This is a genomic window from Acinetobacter sp. ANC 3903 (genome assembly GCF_002135315.1).
Classification (GTDB): domain Bacteria; phylum Pseudomonadota; class Gammaproteobacteria; order Pseudomonadales; family Moraxellaceae; genus Acinetobacter.
This window is the reverse complement of record NZ_NEGA01000022.1, coordinates 1-16,148: the sequence shown is the minus strand read 5'-3', so window position 1 is coordinate 16,148 and position 16,148 is coordinate 1. Positions and strand designations below refer to the sequence as shown.

The following is a 16,148-nucleotide window of genomic DNA, read 5'->3' as shown; positions in this document are numbered from 1 at the left end:
CATGAGTATTTTAGTTATCGCTGAGCACGACAACAAAGCACTTAATGGTGCAACTTTAAACGTTGTTGCTGCAGCTCAAAAAATCGGTGGTGATATCACTGTATTGGTAGCTGGTTCGAACGCGCAAGCTGTCGCTGACCAAGCCGCTAAAGTTGCAGGGGTAAGCAAAGTATTACTTGCTGACGACGCTGCTTATGCAAACCAGTTGGCTGAAAACGTGGCTAAACTCGTTGCTGAATTGGGTAAAGGTTATAGCCATATCCTTGCTGCATCTACTTCAAATGGTAAAAACGTACTGCCACGTGCAGCTGCACTGTTAGATGTCAGCATGATCACTGACATCATTGCTGTTGAAAGCCCTAAAACGTTTAAACGTCCGATCTATGCAGGTAACGCAATTGCCACTGTAGAGTCTGCTGAGTCTGTTGTTGTTGCGACTGTTCGTGGTACGGCATTTGATGCTGTAGCAAGCGATGGTGGTGCGGCTAGCGTTGAAGCTGCTGCGTCTACTGGCGATGCGGGTCTTTCTAAATTCGTTTCAGAAGAAATCGTAAAATCTGAACGTCCGGAATTAACCGCTGCACGCATCGTGGTTTCTGGTGGTCGTGGTGTGGGTTCAGGTGAAAACTATCACACTGTACTTGATCCATTGGCTGACAAATTGGGTGCTGCGCAAGGTGCTTCACGTGCTGCAGTTGATGCCGGTTTCGTTCCTAACGACATGCAAGTGGGTCAAACGGGTAAAATCGTTGCGCCTGACCTGTATATCGCTGTCGGTATTTCTGGTGCGATTCAGCATTTGGCGGGTATGAAAGAATCTAAAGTGATCGTTGCGATCAACAAAGATGAAGAAGCACCAATCAATGCAGTAGCTGACTACTGGTTAGTGGGTGACTTGAACACTGTAGTTCCAGAATGGGTATCTCATATTTAAAGATATTTGATGACTTAAATTAAAAAGCCAGTCTGTATAAACAGACTGGCTTTTTAATGGGTTACTATTAATTCAAGTGAGCTAAATAAATGTATATAGACTGAGGTGGGTCAAATCAAATCTTAGTATCGAGTGATCTCACTTACGGAATGACATCGCGGAATTAAAAAAAGCCTTTTTAAAGCGCATTTAACGCATCTTCAATATTTTGAACCATGTAAATCAGACGCGGCCCAATTTCATTTTCAAGCTTTTCTTGATTGACCAAATAGCTTGGTGCGCCGCAGTTAAAGACCAGTAAACCATGAATTGGATGCACCATAGGTACAGCAACAGAATTGACTTCTTTATGCCATTCACTCAAGGAAAGGCAATAACCATAGTTTCGATAATCGTGAAATGAACGTTCTAAACCCCGCTTCATCATTGGCCATTCATCTTGATGGCGTTTTGATAAGGCATCCATAATGAAATTGCGTTCGTTTTCAGGCAGCGCAGCCAAACACGCACGGCCCATTGCAGTATTGTGTAAAGGGATTGTTGAACCAATTGGGCGGCGCATGGTTAAATTTGACTCAGCCTGCACCACGTCTAAATACAGCATATTTAAACGATCACGGGTTGCCATCGCTACTGGCGCTTGCGCATATTTGGCCATTTCTTCCATATAAGGACGGGCATGTATGCGCGCAGAGATATTTGATAAAGATGCATAGCCCAGAGCCAAAACACCTGTATCTAATGTGTATTTTGTTGAATTCGGTAATTGTTTTAAATAACCAAGGGAAACCAGTGTGTTGGTAATCCGTGCAATCGTAGGCTTTGGTAAGCCTGTTAATTGTGAGAGTTCTTGATTACCTAGAATTTGAGTGGTTGCGGTAAAACAGCGCAGAATTTCTAAGCCGCGTGCAAGAGATGCAATAAATTGGGGATTATTTTCACGATGGATATGTGAAATAGGATCAAGGCGAATTTCATCTAAATTTATTTTTTTTTCTAATTGCTCAGGAGTAATCTCATCTTGATGATTCATAGTGTTCCATTCGTTAGTCAAACAATATATAACATATAATATCAATAAATTTCGCTATACAAAACTTTTTAAAGATTTGACTTGAAGATATCTGTATAGCGAACTTTATTATTTAGAGCAATGCCTATTTTTTAAATGCATTTAATTCAGCTGGGTATTTTCAATAACCATGGCTAAACCTTGTCCAACCCCAATGCACAAGCTGATGACAGCATATTTTTTGCTGCGGCGTTTTAATTCACGCGCTGCAGTCAAGGCAAGACGTGCACCCGAGCAGCCCAATGGATGACCAATCGCAATTGCACCGCCATTTGGATTTACCCGCGGATCATCAAACTCGACATTTAAGCCTTTCAGGCAAGATAAAACTTGTGGTGCAAAGGCCTCATTAATTTCAATAATATCCATGTCATCTAAGCTGAGATTGGCGCGTTTTAAAGCTTTATTGATTGCTTCAATAGGGCCTGCACCCATGAGGCGCGGTTCGATCCCTGAAGATGCAGAGGCTAAAATTTTTGCCAAAGGGCGAATACCGTATTTTTCTTCGACACTTTCATTACCAATCAGTAGGGCTGCGGCACCGTCATTTACTCCGGAGGCATTTCCAGCAGTCACGACACCACCTTCAAATAGTGGCTTCAATTTTTGTAATGCTTCAAAGTTCGAAGTTGGGCGAGGATGTTCATCTTCATCAATGACTTTCGGCGGTGCTTTGCGTCCTTGTGGCACTTCAATTGCTAAAATTTCATCTTTAAAAAAGCCTTCTTGTTTGGCTTGTTCATATTTGGCTTGTGATGCTGCTGCAAAACGATCGGATTCTTCACGGCTGATGCCATAAGCTTCTGCAACATTGTCACCTGTTTCCGGCATGGAGTCATTGCCATACATTTTAATTAAAGCAGGATTAGGAAAACGCACGCCTATGGTGGTATCAAAAATTTTCGCGTCACGGCTATACGCCGATTCAGCTTTGGCCAAAACAAAGGGCGCACGGGACATGCTTTCAACCCCGCCGGCAATATAAAGACTGCCTTCGCCGCAGTGTATGGCACGGGCTGCATCAACCACTGCCGCTAAACCGCTGGCGCATAAGCGATTGACCGTTTGAGCTGCAACACTGACCGGCAGCTCTGCCAGTAATAAAGCATGACGAGCTACATTTCTGCAATCTTCACCGGCTTGGTTGGTGTTGCCTAAAATCACTTCTTCGATATCAGCAGCATCTACGCCCGTTTTTTGCACTAAGGATTTAATGACCAGAGCAGCCAGATTATCAGGACGGATACTGGCAAGACTGCCTGCATAGCGGCCAATTGGGGTACGTAAACCATCGTAAATATAAGCGTTCATACTATTCTTTCCTTGAAGTTTTAATTTAAAATTTATTGTTGATGCATCAGTGATAAATTTAGTTTGCAGCGGCGCTGTAACCATGGGCTCGGGCGATAGCGCGGATCGTGGCTAATGCTAGAGATGCGTTCCAGAATCCGTAATATTTTTTCTTTGCCAATCACATCGCCCCATTCAATTGGGCCAAATGGATAGCCGAGTCCAAGTTTTACGGCAGCATTAATATCTTCAACCGTCGCGATTTGCTGCTGTGCCATATCGCACGCCAAATTGATCACCATGGCAAGCACACGCTGCGAGACAAAACCAAGGCTTTCATCAATCACAATGGTTTCGCAGTCTGGCTGGCTGAATAGATCTAGCGCAGCTTCAATCATTTTCTGTTTGGTGATGAGGCTTGGCATTAAAGTGCGGCATTGTTCAAAATTGCCCAGCATATCAATGCAGACCACCTGTTCAGGATTGACCTCTAAACACAACGCACTGTGTGTTGCATCGTCGCCATAATTGGCAATTAAAATCAAATCATCGGCATCTGGTTGGGTATTTGGATTAATCTGAATATTTTTTTGAGCTAAATATGCAGAGAGCTTTTCAAAGTCATCTTTAAATTCAGTGCTGAGCCAAACTGTTTTTAGGTCATGACAATTTGCTGAATATTTTTGAACAATCGGAATCTCTTGTTTGACTTGATCAATATATTTGTAAAATCCTTCGCTTGTTTTACGCCCTAATTTTTTACCGATCAGCATTTGCTGTGTTAATACATTTGGGCGGTAACGCGGCTCTTGATAATACTGGTTGTAAATCGACAGCATGACAGGGTGAGAAACGTCTAAGCCGGTGAGATCAAGCAGCTCAAATGGCCCCATTTTAAAACCCAGTGATTTTTTCAAAATAAGGTCAATTTCAGGAATTGAAGCGATATTTTCACTTAAAATTTTAAGCGCTTCAGTGCCATAAGCACGGCCTGCATGATTGATAATAAAGCCTGGAGTATCTTTAGTGCGTACAGGGCGATGTCCCATATTGCGGGCAAGTTCTGAGAGCTGTTCAATAATCTGTGTATCGGTATGTAAGCCTTGAATGATTTCAACCACCTTCATTAAAGGTACAGGATTGAAGAAGTGATAGCCAACGACCCGTTCAGGATGCTGGCATTCTGCGGCAATTTCAGTAATGGACAGGGAAGAAGTATTTGACGCCAATATACATTGCGGACTGACCATGCTCTCAAGCTGTTTCATCAGCGTTTGCTTGATGTCTAATTTTTCAATGATTGCTTCAATAATCAAATCACACGCATGCAGATCTTGAATATTTTCGACAATATGTAAGTTGGATAAAGCTTGCTTAAGTTCAGATTGAGAAATTTTATTTTTTTCGACCAATCGGCTGAATGTCGTATTTAATTTTTCATAAGCATTTTTCGCCGCATTTGGCTGTGCATCATATAAGTAAACAGCATGATTGGCTTGAACGGCAATTTGAACAATGCCAATTCCCATGATTCCTGCACCGATCACTCCAATGTTTTTGATTCGTCTTTCCATGTTGACCTCAATAGCGTTTAATCAATGTTGCGCTGATGTTTATTATTTACCTTGATAGTTCGGTTTGCGTTTTTCTAAAAATGCTGCCATGCCTTCTTTTTGATCTTCAGTACTGAAGAGCAATTGGAACGCTTTACGTTCAAAGGACAGCCCAGCATGCAAAGGCACATCTTCACTGAGTAAAACCGCCTCTTTAATTTGCTCTAGGGCAATTGAAGGAAGCTTGGCGATTTGCTGCGCCATTTTATAAGCGGTATTTAATGTCTCAGTATCCGCTGTGACTTGAGAAACTAGACCCATGGCGAAGGCTTCATCTGCAGATATAAGGCAGCCCGTCATAATCATGCGCATAGCTTGAAATTTACCGACTGCGCGAACTAAACGCTGTGTGCCGCCAGCACCAGGCATAATGCCAACTTTAATTTCCGGCTGACCAAATTGTGCATTTTGACCTGCAATAATAATGTCGGCATGCATTGCCAGTTCACAGCCGCCGCCCAAAGCAAAACCATTGACTGCGGCAATAATCGGTTTTGGGCAATTGGCAATGGTTTGCCAGTAGCGTTCAGTTCGGCGTAAATACACGTCCATTGAACTTGCTTCCGCAAGTTCAGTTAAGTCGGCGCCTGCAGCAAAAATATCATCACCACCAGTTAAAATAATCACTCGGATATCATCATTTTCAACTTGCTGAGCAACAGCCTCAGCAAGCATTTTACGCACTTGTGTATTCAGTGCATTTTTAGCTTCAGGGCGGTTAATTTTTATTGTTGCTACTGCAGGAAGTGCATAATCAATTTGAACAACTGCATTTTGATTCATTTTTATAAAATTCCGTATAGCAAAATTTAATTTACAAAATAATTTAAGCCAAATTTGTTCATTGTTCAATCAAAATAGCAATAAAAAATAAAATATCTAAAATAAAAGCAAAATTTTGTAATTATTTTTATAAATATACACAATTTTAATTGTCACTATAGGAAAATATTGATAATGTATTTCGTATAACGAAATTAAATGCCTATTTTGATAATTAAAGGAAGTCTCATCCTAAAAATGGACTAGGAGAAAAAATGATTCGTGACGAACAGATGTTAGAGCAGTTGCTATCGACGCTTCGTGATTTTGTGAAAAATGTATTAAGACCGCTAGAGCATGAAGTTGATGAAACAGATGCGATCCCTGAACATATTGTGCAGCAAATGCGTGAAATGGGGCTTTTTGGTTTAACGATTCCAGAAGAGTTTGGTGGCCTTGGCATTACCATGGAAGAAGAAGTCCGTGTAGCTTTTGAGCTTGGTCATACTTCTGCTGCATTTCGTTCTTTAATCGGGACAAATAACGGTATCGGTTCAAGCGGTATTTTGATTGACGGTACGGAAGAACAGAAACAGAAATACCTGCCGCGCTATGCCAGCGGTGAAATTATCGGTTCATTCTGCTTAACCGAACCAGATTCAGGTTCAGATGCCGCAGCATTAAAAACATCAGCTGTGAAAGACGGCGACTATTATGTGTTAAATGGCACAAAACGTTTTATCACCAATGCTCCGCGTGCGCAGACCTTTACTGTAATGGCCCGCACCAATCCTGAGATTAAAGGCGCAGCGGGCATTTCAGCCTTTCTGGTAGAAGCGGGTACCGCAGGTTTGTCACTGGGTAAAATTGATAAAAAAATGGGTCAAAAAGGCTCTTATACCTGTGATGTAATTTTTGATAATTGCCGCGTGCATAAGGATCAGCTGATTGGTGGTGTTGAAGGTGTGGGCTTTAAAACGGCGATGAAAGTCCTGGATAAAGGACGTTTACATATTGCTGCCTATAGCGCTGGTATGGCGGAGCGAATGCTTGATGATGCTTTGAACTATGCCATTGAACGTAAGCAATTCGGTCAGCCGATTGCAAATTTCCAGCTCATTCAAGGTATGTTGGCTGACTCTAAAACTGAAATTTATGCAGCCAAATGCATGGTTTTAGATGCTGCGCGCCGCCGTGATTTAGGTGAAAACATCAGTACAGAAGCATCTTGCTCGAAAATGTTTGCAACAGAAATGTGCGGCCGTGTTGCAGACCGCTGCTTACAGATTCATGGTGGTGCAGGTTATATCAGTGAGTATTCAATCGAACGCTTTTACCGCGATGTGCGTTTGTTCCGTTTATACGAAGGTACCACCCAGATTCAGCAGATTATTATTGCGCGTGACATGATCAAAGCAGCGACTGAATAACACGATAAATTGAGGAAAAACAAAATGAAAAATGCAAAGTTTAACTGGCAAGATCCGTTTTTATTAGAGCTGCAACTGACTGAAGAAGAGCGCATGATCCGTGATTCAGCGCATGCCTATTGCCAAGAGCGCTTACAGCCGCGTGTACTGGAACAGTTCCGTCATGAACAAACCGATCCAACCATTTTCCGTGAAATGGGGGAGCTAGGTTTGCTGGGCCCGACTATTCCAGAACAGTATGGCGGCGCAGGTTTAAACTACGTCAGTTATGGCTTGGTGGCGCGTGAAATTGAATATGTCGATTCGGGATATCGTTCTATGGCGAGTGTGCAAAGCTCACTGGTGATGGTGCCGATTAATGAATTTGGCTCAGAAGAGCAGAAACAGAAATACCTGCCGAAACTGGCGACAGGTGAATACATTGGTTGCTTCGGTTTAACCGAACCGGATCATGGCTCAGATCCAGGCAGCCTGATTAGCCGTGCCAAGAAAGTTGATGGCGGCTACCGTTTAACGGGTGCGAAAATGTGGATTACTAACAGTCCAATCGCCGATGTCTTTGTGGTTTGGGCGAAGGAAGTGTCTGCTGAGGGGAATGTCGGTGATATCCGTGGTTTTATTTTAGAAAAAGGCTGGGAAGGGCTTTCAGCGCCTGCGATCCACGGTAAAGTCGGATTACGTGCATCAATCACGGGTGAAATTGTCATGGATAATGTATTTGTCCCTGAAGAAAATGCCTTCCCTGAAATACGCGGATTGCGTGGTCCATTTACCTGTCTAAACAGTGCTCGTTATGGCATTGCATGGGGTGCAATGGGTGCCGCCGAATTCTGCTGGCATACCGCACACCGATACACTATGGATCGAAAGCAGTTCGGACGACCGTTGGCGGCCAATCAGCTGATTCAAAAGAAACTCGCAGATATGCAAACTGAAATTGCTTTGGGTTTACAAGCAGCATTACGCTTTGGTCGTATGAAAGATGAAGGTATTGCTTCGGTAGAAGGCACCTCACTGATCAAGCGAAACAACTGTGGTAAGGCGCTTGATATTGCCCGTGTTGCACGTGACATGATGGGCGGCAATGGTATTTCTGATGAATTTGGTGTGGCACGTCATCTTGTGAATCTTGAAGTAGTGAATACTTACGAAGGGACTCATGATGTGCATGCATTGATTCTCGGGCGAGCGCAAACGGGTATTGCAGCATTTTGCAATTGAACCGTAACGCTCACTTTTAAAAAGAACCCAGCAATCCATTGTTAAAATAAACCATGGACAGTTGCGCGTTATTTTAAAAGGCTGTTTTTTTAAAGGCATTACTTTCACTGTAATGCCTTTTTTTTATGTCCATAAATCAGCTTAAAGCCTTTTTATGACAAAAATATTAAATTTCATTATGCGGAATATATTTATATTTAAGTCTCATTTTTAAATTTATATGCATAAGTAAAGATGTCATTTTTTTAACTTTTATGCTTTAAAAATGAAATCGCATCTAAATATGTAACAAGTTATTTCAACAATAAGCCTGTATTTTAAATAAATATAATAAATAACAATAAGATATGTTTTATTTAGTGTGTTTTATAAAATTTCGTATAGCAAAATATAACAATGAATAATTGAAATTAATTTCCTTTTTGTCTATGTTGGATTTATTGATTAGAAGATCATAATTCCAAATAACACGAAGAAAGGATACTGGTATGAAAGGCCTAAAGGATAAAGTCATTATTGTTACAGGCGGTGCTGGCGGTATCGGCAGTGCAACATGTAAACGCTTAGCGCAGGAAGGCGCAAAAGTTGCAGTATTTGACATGAATATTGACGCTGCACAAAAGGTGGTAACGGATATTCAAAATGCAGGCGGGAATGCACTTGCAGTGCAGTGCGACATTACCAATAAACAAGTCGTTGATCAGGCGATTGTGCAAACAGAAGCCGAGCTTGGCCCAATCGATGGTCTTGTAAACAATGCAGGTTGGGACATCTTCAAACCGTTCATTAAATCTGTTCCTGAAGAGTGGGAAAGACTGATTCAAATCAATTTAGTCGGCATGCTGAACATGCACCACGCGGTACTCAAAGGCATGGTTGAGCGCAATCAAGGACGTATTGTTAATATTGCATCAGACGCAGCGCGCGTGGGTTCATCAGGCGAAGCGGTATATGCAGCGTGTAAGGGTGGATTGCTTTCTTTCTCTAAAACTTTAGCGCGTGAGCATTCGCGCAATAACATTACAGTCAATGTAATTTGCCCAGGCCCAACAGATACAGCACTTTTAGCTGGCGTAACTGAAGGCGCATCAAATCCTGAAAAACTTCGTGAAGCATTTACACGCGCTATCCCGCTAGGCCGTTTAGGTCAGCCGGATGATCTTGCTTCATCTATCGCATTTTTCTTAAGTGATGACGCAAGCTTTATTACAGGACAAGTCTTGAGTGTTTCTGGTGGTTTAACCATGAATGGTTAAGTGACTTGCAACGCGCAGAGTTAAGTACTGAGCAATGGACTCTATTGAATTTGCAAGTCCTAAAAAATATATGCAGTAAAAGTTAAAAGCAGTTTTCAAGGAAAGGAAAAGATCATGAATTTTGAAGATATTTTATACGAAGTAAAAAATGGCGTGGCATGGATCACCATTAACCGCCCAGAAAAAATGAATGCTTTTCGTGGACAAACCTGTGACGAAATTATCCGTGCACTCAACAAAGCAGGCTATGACCGTGAAATCGGTGCAATTGTATTGACGGGCGCGGGCGAGAAAGCCTTCTGTACCGGCGGAGATCAATCTGCACATGACGGCAACTATGATGGTCGCGGTACGATTGGTTTGCCAATGGAAGAGCTGCATACCGCTATTCGCGATGTGCCTAAACCAGTGATTGCCCGTGTACAAGGCTATGCAATTGGCGGTGGTAACGTTTTAGCTACCATTTGTGATTTAACCATTTGTTCTGAAAATGCAATTTTCGGTCAAGTGGGTCCAAAAATGGGTTCAGTAGATCCGGGCTTTGGTACAGCGTATTTAGCGCGTGTGGTCGGTGAGAAGAAAGCACGTGAAATTTGGTATTTATGCCGCCGCTATAAAGGTCAAGAAGCCGTCGACATTGGTTTAGCCAATAAATGTGTACCTGCAGATCAATTAGACGCAGAAGTACAAGCTTGGGCAGAAGAAATTTGTGAACGTAGCCCAACGGCAATTGCCATTGCTAAACGCAGCTTCAACATGGATACCGCACATCAAGCAGGCATTGCAGGCATGGGCATGTACGCTTTGAAGCTTTATTACGATACAGAAGAGTCGCGTGAAGGTGTCAATGCGCTAAAAGAAAAACGCACACCTGAATTCCGTAAATTTTTTAAGTAAGGAGAAACAAGCCATGAGTAAAAATCCTTACATCACTGAAGATTTAGAGTTCTTAGCAGAAACTGCTGAAAAATTTGCGCAAAAGTATATTGCTCCAGGTTTTTTAGAACGTGATCAAAGCCGAATTTTTGACCGTGATTTAGTCAAAAAAATGGGGGAAATGGGCTTCATCGCACCTGAATTGCCTGAACAATATGGCGGACAAGGCATGGGGCGATTGGCAGCTGGCGTGATTCATGAAGCCGTTGCAAAAGCCGATTTAAGCTTTTCTTATATCAATTTATTAGCATCACTGAATGGTCAAATTTTGGCGGAACATGGCGATCCAGAAGTAGTAGAGCCATGGCTGCGCAAGTTAACTGCTGGTGAAGCGATTTTTTCCATTGGATTAACCGAGCCGCGCGGCGGTTCAGATGCAGGCAGCCTGCGTCTTAAAATTGAACGTGATGGCGATGAATACGTGCTCAATGGTGAAAAGACCTCAATTTCTGCTGCCGACCAAGCTGATGCATCGGTCATTTTTGGACGTACGGGTACGATTGAATCAGGTGCACATGGCGTGACGGCTGTTTTAGTGCCGATGGATTTACCGGGCATCACCACGACCCGTTTCGATTGTCATGGTCAGCGTGCAATTGGCCGTGGTTCAATTTTCTTTGACAATGTGCGGGTTCCGGTTAATCACCGCTTGGGTGAAGAGAATAAGGGCTTCGTTCAAGTGATGCAGGGCTTTGACTTTTCCCGTGCATTGATTGGTTTGCAAGTACTGGCTGTAGCACGTGTGTCTTTGGATGAGGCTTGGCAATATGCTGCGCAGCGAGAAGCTTTTGGTAAACCATTGACAGCATTCCAAGGTGTTTCACATCCATTAGCGGACTATGAAACTCAAGTAGAAGCAGCCCGTTTATTATGTTTACAGACTTTATGGTTGAAAGATAATCACTTGCCGCATACCGCAGAAGCGGGCATGTGCAAATGGTGGGGTCCGAAATTGGCTTATGATGTTGTGCACCAATGCTTGCTAACTTTCGGCCATGCAGGTTATGACCGTGGTGTGATGGAACAGCGTATGCGTGATGTACTTGGTTTTCAAATTGGCGATGGCACTGCGCAAATTATGAAAACGATTATTGCCAGACATAAAGCGGGACGTAAGGCAGTGCCAGCGTAAACAAACGTGAAACAGTTTTATATGTCTATTACCTGAATTTACTTTTGGGTAATAGGCACATTTTGAAATGAAATAAGAAAAGCAGCTGTGCGCTGGCAATTAAGCGGTTTGAAATAAAACGGTTGGATAATTATAAATTGGAGTTATGGAATGGATTTCGATGCGGTTCTTTTACCCCCTCGCAGGGAAAAAATGATTCAAGAAGGCTACTGGCTGAATAAAACTATCCTGCAATCCTTAAATGAAGCAGTGCACCAGTATCCAGATAAAATTGGCTTAGTGAGCTATAAGACAGAAGATCAGTCTGAAACCAGCTTTACTTACCGTGAAATGCTGCATACAGCAAATCGAATGGCTTTAGGCTTGAAGCGTCTGGGGGTGCAAAAACAAGATATCGTTTCATGCCAATTGCCCAATTGGTGGGAATTCACACTGCTTTATATTGCTTGCCGTCGCATTGGTGCAGTGCTGAATCCACTCATGCCGATTTTCAGAGAGCGCGAGCTTTCCTTCATGTTGAAACATACGGAAAGTAAAGTCTTTATTGTGCCGAAAATCTTCCGAAAATTTGACTATGAAAAACAGGCGAATAAGCTTCAAAGCAACATTCCAAGTATTGAGCATGTCGTTGTCATCGGCGGTGAGGGCGAAAACAGTTTTGAAAAATTGCTGCTTAATCATGGTTTAGACAGTGATCCGCAGATTCTCAACACCTTAAATGATGTCACCATTACAGCAGATGATATTGCTCAGCTGGTCTTTACCTCGGGAACCACGGGTGAACCCAAAGGTGTAATGCATACCGCAAATACCTTATTTTCCAATATTGTACCTTATGCTAAACGCCTGCATTTAAATAAAGATGATGTGATCTTCATGGGTTCGCCAATGGCACATCAAACGGGCTTTATGTATGGCCTAATTATGCCTGTATTGCTCAAAGCCAAAGCTGTATTGCAAGATGTATGGGACGTTAATACCGCAATTGATCTGATTCATAAGCATCAAGTGTCATTTACCATGGCATCTACACCATTTTTAAATGATTTATCTGAGGCTGTTTTGGATAGCCATCAATCCTTAGATAGTTTGAAATTATTCTTGTGTGCAGGTGCGCCAATTCCAAGTACTTTGGTGCAAAAAGCGCGTCAGAATATGGGGGTTAAAGTGATTTCGGCCTGGGGAATGACCGAGTGCGGCGCAGTGACCATGACGCGCCCTGAAGATGATGATGAGCGTTCATTTAATACCGATGGACTGCCATTGCCTGGTGTTGAAGTGAAAATTGTCGGTGATGATGGTAAAACTTTATCCCCGATGCAATCGGGCACACTGATGATTCGTTGCTGTTCGAATTTTGGCGGATATTTAAAACGTCCACAATTAAATGAAACTGATGCCGAAGATTGGTTTGATACTGGGGATATCGCTTATCAAGATGAACAAGGCTATATCCGCATTGCGGGACGTAAAAAAGATGTGATTATCCGTGGCGGAGAGAATATTCCAGTTGCAGAAATTGAATCTCTTATTTACCTACATCCTGAGATTGCGACAGTCGCTTTAGTACCGTATCCAGATGAGCGTATGGGGGAAAAAGCCTGTGCAGTAGTCAAACTGAAAAATCCAGAACATGAGCTGACGCTGCCATCACTATTGGAATTTTTGAAAACGCATCAACTGGCCAATCAGTATTTACCAGAACGGCTAGAAATTTGGGATGAACTTCCAATGACGCCATCGGGCAAAATTCAAAAATTCAAAATTCGTGAATTATTAAAGAATTAACAAATACAGAGACGTATTTTACCAACCAAAATCTGAACAAATCTATTCGATAAATATTATTTTTTATATTTATCAATAGTTTTTTTCGGTCTGTAAAAAATGTGAGTATCCAAAATTAAACATTTGGGGAATAAAAGGACTTTAACAATGAAAAAAAATGTACAGCTTTTTGCTAAAAGCACTCTGACCTTATCCATATTGGTTTTCACGTCATTGGCTCATGCAAAGGTCAGTTTGGAACAGCAAGTTACACAATTGCAGCAGCAAGTCCAAGCCCTGCAGGAATTGGTGCAACAACAGCAAAAAGCCAATGATCAAAAGTTCAATGAACAGAAAATGGCAGCTGTGCCTGTATTGGTTGAAAGTGCTGCACCACAAAAATCACCAGCACCTGTTTTAAAGCATACGACAAAGGGCGGTGCTGAATTTGAACTATACGGCAATGTGCGCGCGGACATGAGTTATCAAATGAAAGGTCCAAGCACCATGTATAACTTAATCAGTGCTGTACCGCTGGAAGGAACAGATGCTGAACACAAAAACTCAGATAAATTTCAAAGTACTTTAAATGCCACACGTTTTGGTTTTAATTTTAAAACATCTCAACTTGGCGATCACGCAGTTGGCGGTAAGGTAGAAATGGATTTTTTTGGTGGAGCTGGGCGTGATACTTTCCGTATTCGTCATGCCTATATGACTTATGATCAATGGCTCTTGGGTCAAACATGGTCTAACTTTAACGCTGTAGAATATTTCCCTGAAACGGTAGATGCATCACTTTCTGTTGGTGGGTCATTAACCCGTGTACCGCAAATCAAATATTCAGTCCCTGTGAACCCTAACCTGAATTTGGCATTTAGCGTGGAAGATTCCAAAGCTGAAACGGTGACACGTACAGGTACGCAGAATTTTACAACAGATCCCGATGCGAAATTAAAATTACCATCAGCAACTGGACGTGTGAATTATAAATTTGATAATGGTTCGGCGCTTTCTGGACGTGCTTTCATTACACAAAAAGCAACCAATCATGAAGGCAATGATGATTTCTTAGCATGGGGTATGGCATTAGGCGGAAAATATCAGGCTGGGGAAAATACCTTAATTCGTTTCGACTACAACCACATTAAAGGAGATACCAAAAACTTACTTTGGTCTAATATGGCCTATGTCTTTGATGAAAATAATAAAATGCGTGCCAATCAGTTTGATGCGATTAGCGTCGGTTTAACGCAAAAAATCACGCCTAAAATCCGCTCAACATTAGGCTTTGGCTATATGAAAGCAGATGATAATAATGCCTTTTCACAGCTGGTGCATAATGATGAAACCCAAAATGCCGAGCTGAAAGAAGGCTGGATCAATTTATTTTATAATCCAGTGAAACCAGTGAATTTTGGTCTGGAGTATATGTATGGTGAGCGTAAAACATTTAATGATAAAAAGGGTATCGATAATCGACTGAATTTTACAGCGATTTATGATTTTTAATTCATCATGCCGTTCATTTGATTATCCATCTTGTTATAAATTTTATGCGCTTAAAGCTTAAATAGGGTTTATAGCAGGGTGGATATTTAAATGAGTTGAAACGATTCAATAGCCAATAATAAATCCTATCAAATATATCGCGGTTTATTCCTTATGAATTTAGCTAAACAGCAAAGACACTTGATGAATATCCATAATATTCTGGAGGCTGCAGAACAGATCATTATTGAAAGTGAACATGAGCTGGTAGTTTTAGACCTGGCAAAACAAGTGGATCTGGCAAAAGGGACGGTATATAAATACTTTAAAAGTAAAAACCAGTTATATCTTGAAATATTAATAAAAAACGAAAAACGTCTGCTCGAAATTTCCATACAACACGATGGAAATATTCATAAGTTTTTATCTACGTATATGAAATACCATTTGTATGCGTCGCTTCGTACAATTAAATTTCATCATTTAGAAGAAAAAATTACCAATAAGGAAAGAAACCTCAATGCCTTGTTTCAAGAGCTATATGCGATACGGGAAAAAAGAATTGTTGAAATGAAAGACATTACAGCGGAGCATTTAAAACGGGTGGGAAGTGGATTTTCTGTGCGTGATTATTTTTCTTATATTTGGAGTATTACCTATGGGGCTGCTCTGCTGATCAGTTCAAACAATTGTAAACTATCAGTGCTGAATAAAGAGAAATTGATCAACTTTTACATCGACCAAGTCATGAATATTTAAGCTTGAAATCTATACATTATTTTTGAGCAAGCAGCTAGTAGGTGCTTTGATATTTGAGTAAGCTTGTTAGATATGTTTTTAATCCTAATCCTTTAACTGATTCATCCCAGAAAATGACATAAGGTTTTTTATCAGGGCATGTACATTGGTTTAAGCGATTGGTTGTAAATTTAAATGTTGTAGTTGTCATAAAAAAGGTAGCAGATAGAATCAATTTTAAGATTTTATTATCAACTCAAAATAGATTAGATTTTTATAATTCTATCTATAACCCAAATCCTGTTTAAGCCAATCATTCCATTACTTGAATAGCTGGCTTGTTTTGATGGCATAACTGGTAAGCACATAAAGAGGCATAAATTCCAGCTAAGTATCCTTCAATGCTTCTCGCTTTACTCGTCACCAAATGATATTTCCCTTTTAACAGGCTGAATAAAGTCTCTATTTTATTACGCTACTTTAAGTGATATTCATCTGATATTGAG

Annotated in this window: 13 protein-coding genes and 1 pseudogene; 9 read left to right on the top strand and 5 right to left on the bottom strand. The window is 41.3% G+C overall.

Annotation, left to right across the window (positions count from 1 at the left end):
• Position 1: 1 nt before the first annotated feature.
• Positions 2 to 934 carry an electron transfer flavoprotein subunit alpha/FixB family protein gene (locus B9T29_RS14755; protein ID WP_086176651.1) on the top strand — a complete coding sequence of 311 codons (933 nt, stop codon included), beginning with the start codon at positions 2 to 4 and terminating at the stop codon, positions 932 to 934.
• Positions 935 to 1,112: 178 nt separating this feature from the next.
• On the opposite strand, the gene B9T29_RS14750 is transcribed toward B9T29_RS14755, so the two are convergent.
• From B9T29_RS14750 to B9T29_RS14735, 4 genes are all read right to left on the bottom strand, one after another.
• Positions 1,113 to 1,967, bottom strand: coding sequence for an IclR family transcriptional regulator (locus B9T29_RS14750; RefSeq protein ID WP_086176650.1), 855 nt, complete (start codon positions 1,965 to 1,967; stop codon positions 1,113 to 1,115).
• Between the two features lie 141 nt (positions 1,968 to 2,108).
• The gene (locus B9T29_RS14745; protein WP_086176649.1) at positions 2,109 to 3,317 is read right to left on the bottom strand and encodes a 3-oxoadipyl-CoA thiolase; all 1,209 of its coding nucleotides are present in this window, start codon (positions 3,315 to 3,317) and stop codon (positions 2,109 to 2,111) included.
• Between the two features lie 32 nt (positions 3,318 to 3,349).
• Entirely contained in the window at positions 3,350 to 4,870 is a 1,521-nt protein-coding gene (locus tag B9T29_RS14740) for a 3-hydroxyacyl-CoA dehydrogenase (protein ID WP_086176648.1), read from the bottom strand.
• 42 nt (positions 4,871 to 4,912) lie between these two features.
• Positions 4,913 to 5,692, bottom strand: a complete 780-nt coding sequence (locus tag B9T29_RS14735) for an enoyl-CoA hydratase (RefSeq protein WP_086176647.1) — start codon at positions 5,690 to 5,692, stop codon at positions 4,913 to 4,915.
• Between the two features lie 254 nt (positions 5,693 to 5,946).
• Here B9T29_RS14735 and B9T29_RS14730 point away from each other — a divergent pair, with 254 nt between their 5' ends.
• The 8 genes from B9T29_RS14730 (at position 5,947) to B9T29_RS14695 (ending at position 15,663) form a co-directional block, all read left to right on the top strand.
• Positions 5,947 to 7,101: an acyl-CoA dehydrogenase family protein gene (locus tag B9T29_RS14730; protein ID WP_086176646.1), complete on the top strand. Its 1,155-nt coding sequence runs from the start codon at positions 5,947 to 5,949 to the stop codon at positions 7,099 to 7,101.
• A 24-nt stretch (positions 7,102 to 7,125) separates the two neighbouring features.
• Positions 7,126 to 8,322 (top strand): acyl-CoA dehydrogenase, encoded by a 1,197-nt coding sequence (locus tag B9T29_RS14725; RefSeq protein ID WP_086176645.1) that lies wholly within the window; start codon positions 7,126 to 7,128, stop codon positions 8,320 to 8,322.
• A gap of 488 nt (positions 8,323 to 8,810) precedes the next feature.
• The gene (gene badH / locus B9T29_RS14720) at positions 8,811 to 9,578 is read left to right on the top strand and encodes a 2-hydroxycyclohexanecarboxyl-CoA dehydrogenase (protein WP_086176644.1); all 768 of its coding nucleotides are present in this window, start codon (positions 8,811 to 8,813) and stop codon (positions 9,576 to 9,578) included.
• Between the two features lie 114 nt (positions 9,579 to 9,692).
• Positions 9,693 to 10,475, top strand: a complete 783-nt coding sequence (badI, locus tag B9T29_RS14715) for a 2-ketocyclohexanecarboxyl-CoA hydrolase (RefSeq protein WP_086176643.1) — start codon at positions 9,693 to 9,695, stop codon at positions 10,473 to 10,475.
• Between the two features lie 13 nt (positions 10,476 to 10,488).
• A complete protein-coding gene (gene aliB, locus B9T29_RS14710; RefSeq protein ID WP_086176642.1) occupies positions 10,489 to 11,646 on the top strand; it encodes a cyclohexanecarboxyl-CoA dehydrogenase in 1,158 nt (385 codons plus the stop codon).
• Positions 11,647 to 11,796: 150 nt separating this feature from the next.
• Positions 11,797 to 13,434 (top strand): cyclohexanecarboxylate-CoA ligase, encoded by a 1,638-nt coding sequence (gene aliA, locus B9T29_RS14705; RefSeq protein WP_086176641.1) that lies wholly within the window; start codon positions 11,797 to 11,799, stop codon positions 13,432 to 13,434.
• Between the two features lie 147 nt (positions 13,435 to 13,581).
• A complete protein-coding gene (locus B9T29_RS14700) occupies positions 13,582 to 14,925 on the top strand; it encodes a DcaP family trimeric outer membrane transporter (protein WP_086176640.1) in 1,344 nt (447 codons plus the stop codon).
• 153 nt (positions 14,926 to 15,078) lie between these two features.
• Positions 15,079 to 15,663, top strand: coding sequence for a TetR/AcrR family transcriptional regulator (locus B9T29_RS14695; protein ID WP_228146623.1), 585 nt, complete (start codon positions 15,079 to 15,081; stop codon positions 15,661 to 15,663).
• A gap of 292 nt (positions 15,664 to 15,955) precedes the next feature.
• Here B9T29_RS14695 and B9T29_RS14690 read toward each other — a convergent pair.
• Positions 15,956 to 16,148, bottom strand: a pseudogene (locus B9T29_RS14690) (IS982 family transposase); the annotation flags it as partial.

Excerpts from the sequence above, each read along its gene's own strand:
- B9T29_RS14755 (WP_086176651.1), top strand. The coding sequence starts at position 2 with ATGAGTATTTTAGTTATCGCTGAGCACGACAACAAAGCACTTAATGGT.
- B9T29_RS14750 (WP_086176650.1), bottom strand. The coding sequence starts at position 1,967 with ATGAATCATCAAGATGAGATTACTCCTGAGCAATTAGAAAAAAAAATA.
- B9T29_RS14745 (WP_086176649.1), bottom strand. The coding sequence starts at position 3,317 with ATGAACGCTTATATTTACGATGGTTTACGTACCCCAATTGGCCGCTAT.
- B9T29_RS14740 (WP_086176648.1), bottom strand. The coding sequence starts at position 4,870 with ATGGAAAGACGAATCAAAAACATTGGAGTGATCGGTGCAGGAATCATG.
- B9T29_RS14735 (WP_086176647.1), bottom strand. The coding sequence starts at position 5,692 with ATGAATCAAAATGCAGTTGTTCAAATTGATTATGCACTTCCTGCAGTA.
- B9T29_RS14730 (WP_086176646.1), top strand. The coding sequence starts at position 5,947 with ATGATTCGTGACGAACAGATGTTAGAGCAGTTGCTATCGACGCTTCGT.
- B9T29_RS14725 (WP_086176645.1), top strand. The coding sequence starts at position 7,126 with ATGAAAAATGCAAAGTTTAACTGGCAAGATCCGTTTTTATTAGAGCTG.
- badH (WP_086176644.1), top strand. The coding sequence starts at position 8,811 with ATGAAAGGCCTAAAGGATAAAGTCATTATTGTTACAGGCGGTGCTGGC.
- badI (WP_086176643.1), top strand. The coding sequence starts at position 9,693 with ATGAATTTTGAAGATATTTTATACGAAGTAAAAAATGGCGTGGCATGG.
- aliB (WP_086176642.1), top strand. The coding sequence starts at position 10,489 with ATGAGTAAAAATCCTTACATCACTGAAGATTTAGAGTTCTTAGCAGAA.
- aliA (WP_086176641.1), top strand. The coding sequence starts at position 11,797 with ATGGATTTCGATGCGGTTCTTTTACCCCCTCGCAGGGAAAAAATGATT.
- B9T29_RS14700 (WP_086176640.1), top strand. The coding sequence starts at position 13,582 with ATGAAAAAAAATGTACAGCTTTTTGCTAAAAGCACTCTGACCTTATCC.
- B9T29_RS14695 (WP_228146623.1), top strand. The coding sequence starts at position 15,079 with ATGAATTTAGCTAAACAGCAAAGACACTTGATGAATATCCATAATATT.